This window comes from Acinetobacter sp. KAM396 (assembly GCF_021602765.1).
GTDB classification, from domain to species: domain Bacteria; phylum Pseudomonadota; class Gammaproteobacteria; order Pseudomonadales; family Moraxellaceae; genus Acinetobacter; species Acinetobacter towneri_A.
This window is the reverse complement of record NZ_BPPH01000039.1, coordinates 1-16,682: the sequence shown is the minus strand read 5'-3', so window position 1 is coordinate 16,682 and position 16,682 is coordinate 1. Positions and strand designations below refer to the sequence as shown.

General features: G+C 43.0%; 15 protein-coding genes and 1 tRNA gene. 5 read left to right on the top strand and 11 right to left on the bottom strand.

Annotated elements, in window-relative coordinates:
• The first annotated feature begins 355 nt into the window (after nucleotides 1–355).
• Both L6C30_RS13050 and L6C30_RS13045 read left to right on the top strand, forming a co-directional pair.
• Complete coding sequence (locus L6C30_RS13050) at nucleotides 356–1,642, top strand: GGDEF domain-containing protein (protein WP_236163224.1); 1,287 nt, start codon at nucleotides 356–358, stop codon at nucleotides 1,640–1,642.
• A 126-nt stretch (nucleotides 1,643–1,768) separates the two neighbouring features.
• Nucleotides 1,769–1,984, top strand: coding sequence for a hypothetical protein (locus L6C30_RS13045; RefSeq protein WP_141730394.1), 216 nt, complete (start codon nucleotides 1,769–1,771; stop codon nucleotides 1,982–1,984).
• Here L6C30_RS13045 and guaA read toward each other — a convergent pair.
• Nucleotides 1,939–3,507: a glutamine-hydrolyzing GMP synthase gene (guaA, locus tag L6C30_RS13040; RefSeq protein ID WP_236163225.1), complete on the bottom strand. Its 1,569-nt coding sequence runs from the start codon at nucleotides 3,505–3,507 to the stop codon at nucleotides 1,939–1,941. The two genes, L6C30_RS13045 and guaA, sit on opposite strands and share 46 nt — an antisense overlap.
• Nucleotides 3,508–3,772: 265 nt before the next feature.
• Between guaA and L6C30_RS13035 the strand changes: the two genes are divergently transcribed.
• The gene (locus L6C30_RS13035; protein ID WP_019837132.1) at nucleotides 3,773–4,408 is read left to right on the top strand and encodes a DedA family protein; all 636 of its coding nucleotides are present in this window, start codon (nucleotides 3,773–3,775) and stop codon (nucleotides 4,406–4,408) included.
• Between the two features lie 100 nt (nucleotides 4,409–4,508).
• Here L6C30_RS13035 and L6C30_RS13030 read toward each other — a convergent pair whose 3' ends face one another.
• From L6C30_RS13030 to L6C30_RS13010, 5 genes are all read right to left on the bottom strand, one after another.
• Complete coding sequence (locus L6C30_RS13030) at nucleotides 4,509–5,099, bottom strand: LysE family translocator (RefSeq protein WP_070155020.1); 591 nt, start codon at nucleotides 5,097–5,099, stop codon at nucleotides 4,509–4,511.
• 243 nt (nucleotides 5,100–5,342) lie between these two features.
• Nucleotides 5,343–5,738, bottom strand: coding sequence for a hypothetical protein (locus L6C30_RS13025; protein ID WP_070155049.1), 396 nt, complete (start codon nucleotides 5,736–5,738; stop codon nucleotides 5,343–5,345).
• A 13-nt stretch (nucleotides 5,739–5,751) separates the two neighbouring features.
• A complete protein-coding gene (locus L6C30_RS13020) occupies nucleotides 5,752–6,588 on the bottom strand; it encodes a ParA family protein (protein WP_236163226.1) in 837 nt (278 codons plus the stop codon).
• A gap of 187 nt (nucleotides 6,589–6,775) precedes the next feature.
• Nucleotides 6,776–7,168: a SirB2 family protein gene (locus L6C30_RS13015; protein ID WP_070155017.1), complete on the bottom strand. Its 393-nt coding sequence runs from the start codon at nucleotides 7,166–7,168 to the stop codon at nucleotides 6,776–6,778.
• A 13-nt stretch (nucleotides 7,169–7,181) separates the two neighbouring features.
• Entirely contained in the window at nucleotides 7,182–7,493 is a 312-nt protein-coding gene (locus L6C30_RS13010; RefSeq protein WP_236163227.1) for a BolA family transcriptional regulator, read from the bottom strand.
• Between the two features lie 233 nt (nucleotides 7,494–7,726).
• Here L6C30_RS13010 and L6C30_RS13005 point away from each other — a divergent pair.
• A tRNA-Gly gene (locus tag L6C30_RS13005) sits at nucleotides 7,727–7,802 on the top strand.
• A 182-nt stretch (nucleotides 7,803–7,984) separates the two neighbouring features.
• On the top strand, nucleotides 7,985–9,355 hold the full coding sequence (locus L6C30_RS13000) for a phosphomannomutase CpsG (protein ID WP_236163228.1): 1,371 nt from the start codon (nucleotides 7,985–7,987) through the stop codon (nucleotides 9,353–9,355).
• Between the two features lie 99 nt (nucleotides 9,356–9,454).
• Here the strand turns inward: L6C30_RS13000 and galE are convergent, their stop codons facing one another.
• The 5 genes from galE to L6C30_RS12975 form a co-directional block, all read right to left on the bottom strand.
• The gene (gene galE, locus L6C30_RS12995) at nucleotides 9,455–10,471 is read right to left on the bottom strand and encodes a UDP-glucose 4-epimerase GalE (RefSeq protein ID WP_236163229.1); all 1,017 of its coding nucleotides are present in this window, start codon (nucleotides 10,469–10,471) and stop codon (nucleotides 9,455–9,457) included.
• Nucleotides 10,464–12,185 carry a glucose-6-phosphate isomerase gene (pgi, locus tag L6C30_RS12990; protein WP_236163230.1) on the bottom strand — a complete coding sequence of 574 codons (1,722 nt, stop codon included), beginning with the start codon at nucleotides 12,183–12,185 and terminating at the stop codon, nucleotides 10,464–10,466. Before pgi ends, galE begins: the two co-directional genes overlap by 8 nt.
• Nucleotides 12,185–13,453, bottom strand: a complete 1,269-nt coding sequence (locus tag L6C30_RS12985; RefSeq protein WP_019837371.1) for a nucleotide sugar dehydrogenase — start codon at nucleotides 13,451–13,453, stop codon at nucleotides 12,185–12,187. The genes pgi and L6C30_RS12985 overlap by 1 nt, the downstream gene beginning before the upstream one ends.
• A 138-nt stretch (nucleotides 13,454–13,591) precedes the next feature.
• On the bottom strand, nucleotides 13,592–14,473 hold the full coding sequence (gene galU, locus L6C30_RS12980) for a UTP--glucose-1-phosphate uridylyltransferase GalU (RefSeq protein ID WP_236163231.1): 882 nt from the start codon (nucleotides 14,471–14,473) through the stop codon (nucleotides 13,592–13,594).
• A 24-nt stretch (nucleotides 14,474–14,497) separates the two neighbouring features.
• The gene (locus tag L6C30_RS12975) at nucleotides 14,498–16,372 is read right to left on the bottom strand and encodes a nucleoside-diphosphate sugar epimerase/dehydratase (RefSeq protein ID WP_236163232.1); all 1,875 of its coding nucleotides are present in this window, start codon (nucleotides 16,370–16,372) and stop codon (nucleotides 14,498–14,500) included.
• Nucleotides 16,373–16,682 lie beyond the last annotated feature (310 nt).

Here is a 16,682-nt window from a genome sequence, read left to right as displayed (position 1 = left end):
TCTTCTTGGTCTACGTGCCATAAAATACTCCATATATTGATGTTTATAACATCATTTGAGGAGCAGAATATCACTTATAGGAGTTGTTCAAATTTACGGATCCATCTCTCTATTGCTCATCCTGTGCTCCTTACAGCTAAAGCTTTTGATTCTTTTACTATTAAATACGCTAAATTGATACTCAAGAGCAAGACCCTATTTGTTGCACAAGTACGTGCTAATCAAATAGACGACTGAATTGTCAGTTTTACCAAAATTTAAAAAAATGCAGAAAATACCCAAATTTAGGGAGGTCAATTTTTCAACATTTTGGGCATAATTTGGGTGTAATTTGTTATTTTGGGTAAACATCGTAATGTCTGTGAAAGCTCGAATGGGGCAACAGTTTCATTCGAAAGTTTTAAGCGACCAAGAAGCTTCAGCCAAATTATTAAAAGTGACTGAATGCGATCTGGAAAACCGACAGGCAATTGAAACAGCATTGCAGCATCCATCTGCGCCTCTCCCACCAAAATTTGAAGCCCACTTTGACCAATATCAATATTTACATCAACGTCGTTATTTACGTCAGGTCAATTACATTGGGCAAATGGTTTTCTTACTGTATTTCTTTGTCGATTATTTTGTGATTCCAGACGTCAGTCTGCTTTCAGGCATTATTCGTGTGTTTGCCGTAACTCTTGCATTAGTAGGTAATTATTTTTGCTTTAAATACATCAAAGACATTCAACTTTTAGATTTAATCTTACCCATCAGCGCCACACTGTGTTGCGGTGTCTGGTTTTATATTTTGTCGCAATCAAACAGTCCATGGGTCGGCTACTATCTTTATGCTGCGGTTATTTTTGTGGTGATGGCCAATCTGTGTATTCAGGTACGTTTCCGACCTGCACTGTATAACTCATTGCTCATGAGTGTGCTGATTTTTCTAAGTGCTGTCTTCTTAACAACCCTACAAGATGCACTCATTTTTATGGTGGTCTATATCCCCATGTGGCTACTCAGTTTGTATATTAGCTGGAGCAATACCCTCAATGCGCGCCACCACTTTTTACGCAGTTTGCTGGATGACTGGAATTTCCATACCCTGCAAGCCTTAGCCCATACCGATGAACTGACACAACTGAATAACCGTCGGCAATTTGTGTACATGGCGGAACATAAAATTCACAAATGGCCTAAATCGAATTCGAGCTGTTTATTGATGTTTGATGTAGATTTCTTTAAACATATTAATGATACCTATGGGCATGATGTTGGAGATCGGGTGCTGCAAAATATTGCTGAAATTGCACGTAAAGAAATGCGTCGTAAAGATATTTTGGCACGCTTTGGTGGCGAAGAGTTTATTGCTCTGCTCAGCGAAACCAGTTTAGATGAAGCAATGATGATTTCTGAGCGTTTAAGACAAAAAATTGCACAGCATCAAATATGTATAGGCAATAAGTGCTTTAATTTCACCGTGTCGATTGGTGTATCGAGTTTAAAACCACAACAAACTGACTTACAACTGTTGATTAAGGAAGCCGACCTCGCACTTTACCAAGCCAAACAAAGCGGACGTAATTGCGTGATCAGTTATGATGTAGGAATGTCTGAGCCACTCGAACCGATTTTAAAAAAGAAGTTAAATCCTGAATGATCTAATTGATATAAAAAATGAGCACATTAAGTGCTCATTTATTGGGTTTTTGGCTAGAGTGCGTTTAAAATCGGTGCTTAACCTGTTATCACATGTATCTTGCACCTATTTTAAAAGCAGTGCTTCGTGAAATCCCAACTGTCGCGGGCATCTTGCACCCATTTAAAAAGCCGTGCTTTAAAATGGGTTCATGGCGTAAAACTGGCAAGCAGCAGTGCTGCTTTAAACCCCGACTGCCGCGCGCATAGCGCTTGGCGTAATTCAGGCGGACAGCAGTGCTGTCCGAAATCCCTGAATTACTCCCATTCAATTGTTGCAGGCGGTTTAGACGATACGTCGTAAGTCACACGTGAAACGTCTGCAATTTCATTCATGATACGGGTAGAGATTTTGTCAACTAAATCGTACGGTAAGTGTGCGAAACGTGCTGTCATAAAGTCCACTGTTTCTACGGCACGAAGTGCAATCACCCATGCATAACGACGACCATCACCCACGACACCCACAGATTTCACAGGTTGGAATACCGCAAACGCTTGTGCTGTTTTGTCATACCAACCACTTGCACGCAATTCCTGCATGAAAATGTCATCTGCAAGACGTAAAATGTCAGCATATTCTTTTTTCACTTCACCCAAAATACGCACGCCCAAACCTGGACCTGGGAATGGATGACGGTAAATCATGCTGTGTGGCAAGCCTAAAGTCGTGCCGAGTTTACGCACTTCGTCTTTAAACAAATCACGCAAAGGTTCAACCAGTTCAAAAGCCAAATCATCCGGTAAACCACCCACGTTGTGGTGTGATTTAATCACGTGCGCTTTACCTTGTTTGCTGGCTGCAGATTCAATCACGTCTGGGTAAATCGTACCTTGTGCCAAGAATTTCACGCCATCGAGTTTACGCGCTTCTTCGGCAAAGACTTCAATAAATTCACGACCAATAATTTTACGTTTTTTCTCAGGATCGACTTCACCTGCCAACGCGCTTAGGAAACGTTGTTCTGCATCGGCACGAATCACGCGAATACCCATGTTTTCTGCAAACATTTGCATCACTTGATCGCCTTCGTTCAAGCGTAATAAGCCGTTGTCTACAAACACACATGTTAATTGATCGCCAATGGCTTTATGTAACAATGCAGCAACCACAGAAGAGTCTACGCCACCTGATAAACCTAGCAATACTTTTTCATCGCCAATTTGCTGACGTAATTGTTCTACACGCAGATCGATGATGTGTTCTGGTGTCCATAAACCGCGACATCCACAAATTTGATGTACAAAGTTAGACAATAACTCTGCACCCTTAGCAGTGTGTGTCACTTCTGGATGGAACTGAATGCCATAGAAACGGCGGGTTTCATCAGAAATCATCGCCACTGGGCAGCTTGGCGTGCTTGCAGTAATTTGGAAGCCTTCTGGAATGCGTGCCACTTTATCGCCATGGCTCATCCAAACGTGTAATTGGTTTTCACGGTCTTGCAAGTTACCAATCAGTTTGTCACGTACCAAAATATCGACTTCGGCATAACCGAATTCATGCACTGCACCCGCTTCAACTTTACCGCCCAATTGTTCTGCCATGGTCTGTAAACCATAGCAGATCCCCAATACAGGTACGCCTAAGTTAAATACAATTTCAGGTGCACGTGGACTACCCGCTTGGTGAACACTTTCAGGTCCACCCGATAAGATAATACCATTTGGATTAAATGCACGAATGTCTGCTTCCGACATATCGTAGGCATACATTTCAGAATATACGCCCGCTTCACGCACACGACGCGCGATAAGCTGACTATATTGCGAACCGAAATCCAGAATCAGGATACGATCTTCAGTAATTTGAGTATTGGTAGTCATGACAAACAACTATGAAAGGCAAACGAATTAAGCGCGCTATTCTAGCATTTTTCCACGCCTTGCGCACACTATTCAGACAATGCTGAATCTGGATATTTTTTTCTATAGATGATCCGCCCAAGTGAGATAAACTGTTGCATTTTTAGAACACAGCCAAGAAAGTAATTAATTACTCCTAAATTCCGCTAATAATTATTTACTTTTTATACTGACTTTCAACGTCTACACTGCTAGGATTTGAGCACACTTTCGCTTGTTTTTTCCCATGGAACTGATTGATTTTATCTTGCACGTCGATGAGCATTTGCTCGAATTCATCACCCAATATGGGGTATGGATTTACGCTATTTTATTCCTGATTATTTTTGTGGAAACAGGCTTGGTGGTTATGCCGTTTTTACCTGGCGATAGTTTATTGTTTGCGGCAGGCGCACTAGCTGCATCGACAGGAGTGATGGATCCTTGGATTTTGGGTATTTTATTGTTTACTGCTGCGGTACTGGGTGACACACTAAATTATCACATTGGTAAATATATCGGACCACGGGTTTTTGAACTGGAATCACGTTTTATCAATAAAAAACATTTGATCGAAACCCAAAAGTTTTTTGAGCGACACGGCGGAAAAACCATTATTTTTGCGCGTTTTGTGCCTTTTGCGCGTACCTTTGCACCCTTTGTAGCAGGTGCGGGCAGCATGAATTATAAATACTTCCTGACCTATAACGTGGTTGGCGCTTTTTGCTGGATCGCGTCGTTTATTACACTCGGTTATTTGTTTGGCAATATGCCAATTGTGAAAGACAATTTCACCTATTTAATTTTCGGCATTATTATTTTAAGTGTTTTGCCTGGGGTGATTGGTTTTATTCGCCAAAAACTCAAGAAAAAACCTGCTTAAGTTGTATAACTCTGTGGGCAAGCCTATTTAACAGCGCTGCCCTCATCTATTCAAAACAAGTGAGATGATTGTTCAGCTCAGCAAATTGAGCTCTAAATCTTTAGAAAAAACGTGCTACGACAGGCAGCATGCATACCACCAACAGCAAAGCCGAGCCTTTATATAATAAATCTGCCGTTACTTTATTGGTTTCTAGCGCCAAAACAGCCCGCCCAAAAGACATCCAAAATAACGCTGTCGGCAATAAAACCAGACCGAATAAGAGATAGACCATGGCAAAATTGGTCGGGTTATCCCAAGTTTCTGTAGGAAAAATACCTGCAGCAAATAACAAGGCCTTCGGGTTTTTAAAAGTCGAAAAAAATAATCGTGCGGGGCGAATGGTAGAGTGTTTTTGACAATGTTGCTCTAAATGTGACTGCTTCCATAAATGAAAAGCCATCCAAAATACATAGCCTGCACTTAAAACATGCAGAATATCAATCAAGTAAGGCCAAATAGGCGCACTCAAATGAATGAATAATGCCCAAAAACTAATGGCGTACATATAACCAAAAAACTCTGCGGGAATCAGCAAACTGGTTTTGGCAATGCCTTGTTGGTGGGCTGAGCTTGCCAATAGTGCATTGGTCGGGCCAGGAATCATCAAGACCGCAATCATTGCTAGGACAAAGAGCCAACTTTCAATCATAAACACCAGAGCATGCAAATCAAAAAATAGGAGCACACCTTATATGAAAGCCATTAAAAATGACAAGTTTTTCTATCTGTCAGGGCTGACCCAAGTGCATAAATAAAACAAAAATAAAATTAAGTTTTTGTTTTATAAAATATTAGATAGAAATCAATCTTGAATTATATTGCTACATTTTTTTTAAGCAATGGTGCTGCACAAATGGCAGTACCATAGACAAAATACTCTCAAACCCTAAAATTAAGATGTTGCGGGTTTGAGTTTAACAATAATCGGGCAAGCTTTAAATTTTGCTGCTTGCACAATGGCTTCTTGCTCACCTAAAAGACGTGCCAACTCTGTTCTTTTGGTGTTGGATGACTGTCCCATATTGACCGAAACACTCGGTGCAACGCCCCAACCACCTCGGCTGCCCCAGCCACCACCTAAGCCCACGCCCACACCAACGCCTGTACGTTTCGGCGTTTCGACACCGCTTTCAATATATTGCTGAATACGGTTATATTCACTTTGTAATTGTTGGCAATTCAAAGCCTGATAATGTGTAGGCGACACGTAACTAGGTTTCACTGTAGTCGCACAAGCCCCCAGCAATAAACTACTTGCCGCGACAAGACCAATTGCAAATGTTTTCATGTCTACCTCTGTATCACGCTTGCTCAATTTCATTGAACAACGATTGATAAGCTTGCGTCAATTTATGATCTGTTGCCAAATGAATTAATGGCAAATTTTTATGATGCGATTCTTTCATCAACACCGAAGGCGGTAACATGCTATTCAAAACAGGCAAACCTTCATCTTTGAGTTGCTGCACCACTTCACGCGGTAACTTGGCCTGTGCTTGGTATTGATTCACCACAATTCCTTCAATTTGCAAGTTTGCATTGTGATCATCTTGCGTTTCCAGCACATTTTCAATCAGGCTTTGTAAGGCGCGTTTAGAAAACACATCACAGTCAAACGGAATAAGCACCCGATCTGCCGCAATTAAGGCAGAGAGCGTAAAAAAGTTAAACGCAGGCGGAGTATCAATAAATACACGGTCATATTGATCGGACAATTGTTGCAAGGCATCGCGCAGCTTGTAAATTTTATGTTTCGATTCAAGTGCATGTGCCAAGCCACCCAATTGTGGACTCGCAGGAAGCACGTCCAAATTTTTAAATGGCGACTGATGCACATAGGCTTCTAAACCTTTGCTGCGGTTTTTTAAAATTGAACCTAAGGCATTGCCCAATAAACCTTTGGATTGATTTGCACCCAACACTTCTTCAAAATAATTTTCGATGTTAGGTTCAAGCGCAGGCTTATCGGCAGAATAAGTAGCATCATCACCCAATAAATATTGGCTAGAGTTGGCTTGCGGGTCGAGGTCTATCACCAAGGTTTTTAAACCCTGATGCGCACTGATTGCAGCCAAATTGACGGTAATACTGGATTTTCCAACACCACCTTTCTGATTAAACACCACACGTGTGCGCATTGCCGCCCCTCTTTTCAATTTTTGTTGTGACATCACTTCAGTTTAACTGAGCTGTCAATATTCTTGCCAAATTATGTCTAACAATTCGCCAGTGCTCAAATATACAAACTTTCTTGCCGATATTTGCATACACTCAATGCCCGTGAGTTTGCAGCCACAAGCAACATCTACAATATGACCTGCTGAATCAGCCAAAGCTTGGCTTTAACATCACCAAACCTAAAATGGCAAAAAATGCGACTAGGGCTAAGCCCCAACCCACACGACGTTGAATCAACAAAATACGGTCATCTTTTTTATACGCTTTGATTAAAGATGACAGCATCACCAAAAACAAAATAATTTTGGCATAAAACCACGGTTCGACTTGAAAGTCTTTTAAAAACAAAGCAATAACACCTGTTACTACAATCAAGGTCAGTGCCGAATGTTGCAACGCCACAAAGACTGTCCGCGCTTTAGGATTAGGCGAGTTATTTTGTGTGCCTTTAAACAAAGTCATGCCCCGTACAAACAGCACCAATAATAATAAAGCCGCTGCAGCAACGTGAATGGTGTTCAGCATTCCTAAATTTTCCATGTATTTCATTCCATTACGATGTTTTTGGTGCATGAGCACATTCTGGGCTAGTAGTGTCTTGTCCCTGCCATTCAGACGAGAGAAAGGCATGAATTGCCAAGGCATGAATTTTACTTGGCGCGAGTAAATCACCTACAGCAGCATAAATTTTTTGATGACGTTGTACCGAACGTAAGCCCTGAAAAGCATCGCTGACTATCACCACTTTAAAATGGGATTCTTTGCCTGGGAAATAACCGCCATGACCTGCAGATTCATTCACCACTTCCAAATGGATTGGATTGAAAACGGCTAAGCGTTGTAGCAACTGTTGTTCTAAACTCATGATTGTATTTCCCCGCGTGGTTTTTAAAAACTCTCAGAAGTATAACGTTTTCTGTGAGATTCGCAGCATCTTGCCATGAGGATTCTTCAATTTACGATTTGAGCAGTTTCTTTAAAAAAATTTGGGCTGATGACTGCTATTTTTTCTAAAAATGTTGTTTATTTATTCAGTCAGTACAATGACATGCAAAAAATGATTGACCCTATTTTTTCATCATGTATTATACACCGCATGCGGGAATAGCTCAGTTGGTAGAGCACAACCTTGCCAAGGTTGGGGTCGCGAGTTCGAGTCTCGTTTCCCGCTCCAGAATTTTAAAAGCCTCAGTTAAATGACTGGGGCTTTTTTTTATTGATTTATATTTTCTCATCTCTAAAACGTACCCACCGAAACATCTTCAAGCAATTGATTTTCTATTCTGTACACCACATTACACACAGTTCGATTATCATAGGCAGCAATACGATTTCTCCAAATATTTAGGACAATACATGAGCACATTAACCTGTTTTAAAGCCTATGACATTCGCGGAAAATTGGGCACAGAACTCAATGAAGAGATTGCCTATAAAATTGGTCGTGCTTACGGACAAATTTACCAACCTAAAACCGTTGTAATTGGCTGCGATATTCGCCTTAGCAGCGAAGGCTTAAAGCAAGCCACCATTCGTGGTTTAAATGATGCAGGGGTCAATGTGCTAGATTTGGGCATGACAGGCACAGAAGAAGTCTATTTCGCAGCCTTTCATTTAGACGTGCAAGGGGGCATTGAAGTAACTGCCAGCCATAACCCAATGGACTACAACGGCATGAAACTGGTACGTGAAAATGCGCGTCCTATTAGTGCCGATACCGGTCTAAAAGACATTCAGGCTTTGGCAGAATCGGGCGAATTTACCCCAGTCGAGCACAAAGGCAGCACTCAAAGCTACAATATTTTGCCTCAATTTATTGACCATTTAATGACTTATATCGAGCCTAGCAAAATTCGCCCAATGAAACTGGTCATGAATGCAGGCAATGGCGCTGCAGGACATGTGGTCGATGCGATTGAGCAAAAATTCAAAGCTCTGAATATTCCTGTTGAGTTTGTCAAAATTCACAATGATGCCGATGGTACTTTCCCCAATGGTATCCCCAACCCAATTTTAGTGGAAAACCGTGATAGCACCCGCAATGCCGTATTAGAGCATCAAGCCGACATGGGCATTGCGTGGGATGGTGACTTTGACCGCTGTTTCTTGTTCGATGAAAAAGGCCAGTTTATTGAAGGCTATTATATTGTCGGCTTATTGGCACAGGCGTTTTTGCTCAAACAAGCAGGCGAAAAAATCGTGCATGACCCACGCTTGGTTTGGAATACCTTTGATGTGGTCGCACAATATCAAGGTGAAGCAATTCAATCTAAATCTGGACATGCCTTTATTAAAGATGTGATGCGTGAGCACAATGCCGTTTACGGCGGTGAAATGAGCGCACACCACTATTTCCGTGATTTCGCCTATTGTGACAGCGGGATGATTCCATGGCTATTGGCGGTTTCGGTATTGTCTGAAACAGGACAATCGCTATCAAGTCTAGTCGAAGAAATGATTGCCAAGTTCCCATGTTCGGGCGAAATTAACTTTAAAGTGGCCGATACTCAAGCCACCATCCAAAAAATCTTTGAGCATTATGCCAGCCAAAACCCAACGATTGATCAAACCGATGGCGTGAGTCTAGACTTTGGGGCATGGCGTTTTAATGTGCGTGCGTCAAATACCGAGCCTTTATTACGCTTAAATATTGAAAGCCGTCGTGATCAAAACCCACGCCCAATGCAGGACTATGTGGATGAGTTGACGCAATTGATTCAAGCTTAATCTGAAAAATCAAAGCAATATAAAAATGGGAGTCAAAACTGACTCCCATTGTTTATGCCCTAAACTTTGTGGCTGAGTCTATAGCTAGAATCATTCATCTTAACGATAACCATTCGGATTCTGCTTTTGCCAGTTCCAACTATCGGCTAACATATCTTCTAAAGCATATTGTGGTGTCCAGCCTAGTTCTTGCACAGCACGACTGTTATCTGCAAAAGAGGTCGCCACATCGCCTTCACGACGTGGTGCAAACTCAAATGGAATCTGCACACCATTGACCTGTTCAAAAGTATTCTTCACTTGCAGCACCGAAATTCCATTACCCGTACCAATATTCCAAGCACGGCAACCCTGGGCAGTCAAACGGTTATTCAAGGCACATAAATGCGCATTGGCCAAATCGACTACATGAATATAATCGCGCACGCCTGTACCATCTGGCGTGGCATAATCCCGCCCAAAAATTGACAGTTTTTCACGACGTCCCACCGCCACTTGGGTGACATAAGGCATTAAATTATTTGGAATACCTTGTGGGTCTTCGCCAATGCAGCCACTTTTATGCGCACCGACAGGGTTAAAATAACGCAATAACGCAATTGACCAACGTGCATCGGCAAGGGCTGCTTTTTGTAAAAGCTGTTCTACTATCAGTTTGGTATAGCCATAGTTATTGCTTGGCATGCCCGTTGGCATCTCTTCATTCAACGGCGAAATATTGGCTTCATCGTACACCGTGGCCGATGAACTAAACACCAGTTTAAACACATTCGCGCGTTGCATCGCCTGAATCAGACTAATTGAACCCGCAATATTGTTATCAAAATAGCTCAGTGGAATTTGTTGGCTTTCTCCCACTGCTTTAAGTCCTGCAAAATGAATCACTGCATCAATTTGATGTGCAGCAAACACAGCATCCAAAGCAGCAGCATCACGAATATCACCCTGAATAAACTGCAAGGTTTTACCCGTCAGTTGCTGCACCCGCGCCAATGACTCTGCCGAGCTATTGGACAAATTATCTAGCACCACCACGCTGTGCCCTGCATTCAGCAACTCGACACAGGTATGTGAACCAATATAGCCCGCACCGCCTGTTACTAAAACATTAGCCATCTATTTTTCCTAATAAAATTTTTAATAAACCTTGAGTCGATGTATCGAGTGCCGATAAATCCTGTTGCTGCCCATTTAAAATAGGCAAGAGCTGATTGGCAATTTCCTTGCCTTTTTCTACGCCCCATTGGTCAAAGGGATTGATATTCCATAGCACCGATTGTACAAAGACTTTGTGTTCATACAAAGCAATCAACATGCCTAAGCTATACGGATTGAGTTCTTGCAATAAAATACTGCTACTTGGCTGATTACCACTGTACTGCTTATACGCCGCTAAGCCATCTAATTCCTGCTGATCTAAGGCCTGATTGCCAAAGGCCAAAAGCCGCGACTGCGCCAAGCAGTTGGACAATGCCAAATGATGCTGCTCTACCAAAGCCTCAGCATTTTCCGCATAGGTAAATTGATTGGCATTATAACGCTGCACAGGGGCAATAAAATCACAGCTGACCGCATGTGTCCCTTGGTGCAACAATTGATAGAACGCATGCTGTGCATTCGGCCCAACCTCACCCCAAACAATCGGGCAAGTATCCAAGCTCACCGCCTCGCCATTACGCTGAATCGACTTGCCATTGGATTCCATTTCCAGTTGCTGTAAATACGAAGCGAAGTATTTTAAGCGTCCATCATAAGGCAAGACCGCATGAGTCTGAATATTCAGGAAATTATTATTCCACACCCCTAGCAAACCCATCAGCACTGGGATGTTCTGATCAAATGCAGCCGTTTGAAAATGCTGATCAACCGCATGTGCACCTGCTAAAAACCGCTGGAAACCCGCAACGCCAATGGTCAAGGCTATCGGCAAACCAATACACGACCATAACGAATAGCGACCACCCACCCAATCCCAAAGCAAGAGCTGATTTTCAGGACAAATGCCCCAAGCAGTCATTTTATCGGCTTTGGTGGATACCCCAATAAAGTGATGTTTCAGAATTTGCGCATGTGTACCCAAGGCCTTTTCTAGCCATTGTTTCACCGTTTGCGCATTGGATAAGGTATCAATGGTGCCAAAAGACTTGGACGAAATAATAAATAAAGTAGTTTCAGGACGCAGACGATGCAGCAATTCAGATAGCTGGCTGCCATCCATGGTAGACACAAAATGTACATTCAGTGGTTTTTCAGTTGCCACTTTAAAGTCAGATAAGGCTTGGGTCACCATCAACGGGCCTAAATCTGAGCCACCCACACCAATATTGACCACATCCTGAATCACTTCACCCGTGGCACCACGGTATTGGCCTGCATGGATTTTTTCAACCAAGGCATACATACGCTCAAGCTGGGTATGCACTTGCTCAGTCAATGCAGCGTAGGCATCGGTCTGTTCGGAAGCGCTTGCTGCTGGGCTGGTCGCAGGCAAACGCAAGGCCCAATGCATCGCATCGCGCTGTTCGGTATAGTTGATTTTCTCTGAGTCCGTTGCCGTTGAAAATAAACGTTGAATCCACTCAGCCAGCTGACTCTGCTGTGCAAACTGAACCAGAGTCTGCAACACCTTGGCATCAATCCGATGCTTGCTATAGTCAAACAGTACACTGTCCAAAGCCACCGAAAAACGCTGAAAACGCTGCGGATCTTGGGCAAATAGCTGATTTAAATGCAGCTGCTGAAACTGTTGCTGTAATTGTTGTAACTGTGGCAAGGCATTATCACTTTGGGATATCGAGGTTTGCGTCTGTGGCGTTGTGCTGCGAATCATTAGCGGCCTACTCCCATATAAGCAAAACCTTGTGCCTTCACAAATTCAGGATCATAAATATTGCGACCATCCAAAATCAGTGGATGCTGCATCTGCTTTAATAAAGTTGGATAATCCAAACTCCAATATTGTTTCCACGCAGTCAGCACACACAATGCCGATGCACCTTCGACGGCTTGGTATTGGTCTACACATAAAATCAGATCATCGCGCTGACCATACTGGGCCACAATTTCAGGCAAGGCTTGTGGGTCGTGCAATTTGACCGTCACACCCTGCGCCCACAACGCAGGCAACATCACATGAATGGGAGAATGTTGCACCCGTGCGGTATTTTCTTTAAAGGCTGCGCCCCAAATAGCCACAGTTTTGCCGTTTAAATCGCCCTGATAATAATTCCACAACTTTCTAAACAAAAGTTCTTTTTGTTGTTCGTTAATGTCCCAGACCTGCGCCAACAGCTGACTTTTTACCCCTGTGGTGGATACGGTACTGGCCAGAGTCTGAATATCATGACTAAAGTTTTCACCACCAAACCCCGCACCAGGATACATATACGATGCACCAATACGGCTATCTGCCGCCATACCCTGTCGCACATGTTCAATATCAATCCCGAGTTTTTCTGCCACCACTGCCAAGTCATTGATATAACTGATACGAGTCGCCAACATGCCGGAAATACTCAGTTTGGTAAATTCTGCATCCAACACGGGCATAAAAAGATATTGCTGTGCACGTGGAAATAAGGGGCGGAGTAATTCTTTGAGTTTGACTTGCGCACGTTCATTTTCACAACCCACCGTGAGTTGCTGTGCACGGGTCATACTTTGAATGGCATTGCCCTCTTGAATCATGTCGGGCAAATAAATCCAGTCATCTTGTGGCAAGATTTTTTGCAGGCGCTGTGTGCCATTTAAACCCAAAGTCGAGGCATTGATCATCAATTTAGGGTGAATGATCGGGCGTTGTTGCAACTGCCCCAAAACGGTTAAGGCGTGAGCTTCTTCAGTCGGGTTCAAACTGAGTAGATACACATCCACATCTAAAGGCAATGCAGCAAAATCACAATAGTGTAAAAAGCCCTTGCTGCATTGTTGTTGTAATAACAGGCTCAAGGCTTGGTCTTGAAAGCTGAGATGTTGCTGTTCGAGTGGATGGGCAGCATCCTGAAAGATATCGCACCAATAGACTTGATGCCCACATTCTGCCAAGAGTGCAGACATCACGCCTGCATAGAGGGTTTTTCCAAAGACTGCGACTTTCAAAATGTGTTCCTGTGTATTGGTTGATGCTGTTTATTTCACAAGTTTCCTCCCTGAGCAAGAGTTTAAGCACTGCTTTAAATTCTTGCGTAAGAAGGGAGGCTAGGAGAGATTTTCTAATCTTTCCCCCCTTAATCACCTTTAAGATTCAAGCTTTAACTCTTGAATCAAGGCTTTAAAATCATCGCCTAACTTTGGATGATCGAGTCCATAATGCAACACTGCTTTTAAGTAACCCAACTTGCTGCCACAGTCAAAAGTCTGACCTTGCATACGGTAAGCTTCGACCACACTATTTTGCTGCAACATGGCAATGGCATCGGTCAATTGAATTTCATTACCCGCCCCTTTAGGGGTGTTTTCGAGCAAAGTCATAATTTCTGCAGGCAAGACATAACGCCCCACTACCGATAAATTAGAAGGTGCTGTGCCTACTGCAGGTTTTTCGACAATGCCCTGCATCACGGTACTTTCACCTTCAGCAGGTGCTGCAACTACATCGACAATACCGTATTGATCGACCAGATGATCTGGCACTGCTTCGACCATAATCTGAGCGGCATGGCTTTGCTCAAAGCGCTGAATCATGCGTGCCAAGTCATTTTGTGCCGCATCATCTTTAACCAATACATCGGGTAACAGCACTGCAAAGGCGTCATTGCCCACTACAGATTTAGCACATAAAACCGCATGCCCTAAACCTAAAGGTTGTGGCTGACGTACACTCACGACACTGACATGTGCAGGTAAAATTTCGGTAATTTCTTTGAGCAAATCCAGTTTTTGTTTTTGTGCTAATGTGGTTTCTAGCTCAAAGTTACGGTCAAAGTAGTTTTCAATCGAGGCTTTAGAGGAATGAGTCACCAAAATAATTTGCTCAATCCCTGCTGCAACTGCCTCGCGCACTACATATTCAATCGCAGGACGATCGACCACGGTCACCATTTCTTTAGGGATAGATTTACTGGCAGGTAAAAAGCGGGTGCCTAAACCAGCAACGGGTAAAATGGCTTTTTTAATCATATGTCTTAACCTGATCTCGATATTTTAATTTACTTTGACTTCTTTACCACGGACATAACCATCCACATAGTGTTCAAGCTGTGCTAAAGCCCAGTCAATATCACTTTGAATTGCGGTTAAGTCATGCATACGCTCAAACACCAACAACAATTCATCCAACGGATACATTTTTTCATAAGAACGCAAAATCCGGCTGTGTTGTGTCACTTCGGTATTATCGGCATCAATCAACAATTCTTCGTAAAGTTTTTCGCCTGGGCGTAAGCCTGAATATTGAATTTCAATATCACCCTCCTGACTGCCTGTTTCTCGTACTTTTAAACCACTCAGTGCAATCATTTGACGGGCCAAATCCTGAATGCGTACAGGTTCACCCATATCCAGCAGGAATACATCGCCGCCTTGCCCCAAAGCACCGGCCTGAATCACCAATTGCGAGGCTTCTGGAATGGTCATAAAGTAACGGGTGACTTCAGGATGAGTCACGGTAATAGGCCCACCTTTGGCAATTTGCTGTTTAAACAACGGCACCACCGAACCCGATGAACCCAAAACATTCCCAAAACGGACAATGCTAATTTGGGTCTGATCTTGTGCTTCTGCCATCGCCTGACAATACAATTCTGCCATACGTTTAGACGCCCCCATGACATTGGTTGGACGCACGGCTTTATCGGTAGAAATGAGTACAAAGGTTTCTACACCTGTTTTGACCGCTGCATTTAAGCTAAATGCCGTACCAATGGCGTTGTTTTTCAAACCTGCCAAAGGGTTACATTCTACCAAAGGCACGTGTTTGTAAGCAGCCGCATGGTACACGGTTTGAACCCTATACTGTTCCATCACTCGCTCTAGTTTGGCCTGATCGAGCACTGAACCTAAAATCGGGATAATCGTGACATCGTTATTTAAGCGTAATTCTTTGTCAATGCTATACAACGCAAATTCGGTCAGTTCATAAATTACCAAGGCTTTGGGTTTATTTTTGACAATTTGGCGACACAGTTCAGAACCAATGGACCCCCCCGCCCCTGTCACCAAGACCATTTTGTCTTGAATATTTTTAGCCAACAGTTCGGGTACAGGCGGCACAGGGTCACGCCCGAGCAAGTCAATAATATCGACTTCCTGAATATCCGATACGCGAATTTCACCATCGACCAGTTTGGTCAGTCCTGGAATTTCGGTAATTTTAATATGTGCTGGCTCTAAGAATTTGACGATCTCACTTTTACGCATGCGTCCGACAGAAGGCAGCGCAATCAGAATTTCATCGACATTTTTTTTAGCCAGTAATTTTAATGCGCTGTCTGCGTCATAGACTTTTAAACGGCCCAACTGCTGCCCAGTGAGTGACGGATCATCATCAATAAACAACACGGGTAAGTGTTCATCGGAATTGTATAGTGCTGCTGCAATTTGCTGTCCTGCATTGCCTGCACCATAAATCGCCACACGTTTTTTTTGTATATCGGCCTGTAAATAAGAACGTACGATAAAGCGAATAAAGCCACGGCTAAACCAAACCCATGCGAACATGAGAAATCCGAACATGAGCGGAATAGAAGTGGGAATAAAGGCGTCGGTAAAGTAAGCCAACGCATACAACCCTGCCACAGTCAAAGAGGTACCTAACCCCAATTTGACCATAAACAGTTCGCTGTAGGTGCGCACAATAAAGCGATACACCCCAAAAATAAACAGCGATACAACGGCAATCACACTTGCCCATACCGAACCAAAAGCCAAGTTGGGCACCACTTCTGCGCCTAGGTCAAACTGGCGAATGGCATAACATAGCCACAGCAAGACAGGAAATACACAAAAGTCCAGCACCATTAAAAATGCAAGTTTGACTGAGCGGGGGGATTCTACAGCAGGTTCGATAATGGATTTCACGGAATGAGGCTTCTCAATTTTTTACTGAGGATGGTTTGGATGAGATATCTTAAAACAACCCTCAGTTCACACTATTTTTATCAGAGTAAGATATATGACTTTTCAATATTTTACTCTATTTTCGATTTAAAGATTAGATGACTCTATCGCACTGCAAAAGCCGAATGATGTAAAGCTACAACAACCAACCTAACGCAGCCAGAGATGGATCCGTAAATTTGAACAACTCCTATAAGTGATATTCTGCTCCTCAAATGATGTTATAAACATCAATATATGGAGTATTTTATGGCACGTAGACCAAGAAGAA

Excerpts from the sequence above, each read along its gene's own strand:
- L6C30_RS13050 (WP_236163224.1), top strand. The coding sequence starts at position 356 with ATGTCTGTGAAAGCTCGAATGGGGCAACAGTTTCATTCGAAAGTTTTA.
- galE (WP_236163229.1), bottom strand. The coding sequence starts at position 10,471 with ATGGCTAATGTTTTAGTAACAGGCGGTGCGGGCTATATTGGTTCACAT.
- L6C30_RS13020 (WP_236163226.1), bottom strand. The coding sequence starts at position 6,588 with ATGCGCACACGTGTGGTGTTTAATCAGAAAGGTGGTGTTGGAAAATCC.
- L6C30_RS13035 (WP_019837132.1), top strand. The coding sequence starts at position 3,773 with ATGGAACTGATTGATTTTATCTTGCACGTCGATGAGCATTTGCTCGAA.
- galU (WP_236163231.1), bottom strand. The coding sequence starts at position 14,473 with ATGATTAAAAAAGCCATTTTACCCGTTGCTGGTTTAGGCACCCGCTTT.
- L6C30_RS13030 (WP_070155020.1), bottom strand. The coding sequence starts at position 5,099 with ATGATTGAAAGTTGGCTCTTTGTCCTAGCAATGATTGCGGTCTTGATG.
- L6C30_RS13010 (WP_236163227.1), bottom strand. The coding sequence starts at position 7,493 with ATGAGTTTAGAACAACAGTTGCTACAACGCTTAGCCGTTTTCAATCCA.
- L6C30_RS13015 (WP_070155017.1), bottom strand. The coding sequence starts at position 7,168 with ATGGAAAATTTAGGAATGCTGAACACCATTCACGTTGCTGCAGCGGCT.
- guaA (WP_236163225.1), bottom strand. The coding sequence starts at position 3,507 with ATGACTACCAATACTCAAATTACTGAAGATCGTATCCTGATTCTGGAT.
- pgi (WP_236163230.1), bottom strand. The coding sequence starts at position 12,185 with ATGATTCGCAGCACAACGCCACAGACGCAAACCTCGATATCCCAAAGT.
- L6C30_RS13000 (WP_236163228.1), top strand. The coding sequence starts at position 7,985 with ATGAGCACATTAACCTGTTTTAAAGCCTATGACATTCGCGGAAAATTG.
- L6C30_RS13025 (WP_070155049.1), bottom strand. The coding sequence starts at position 5,738 with ATGAAAACATTTGCAATTGGTCTTGTCGCGGCAAGTAGTTTATTGCTG.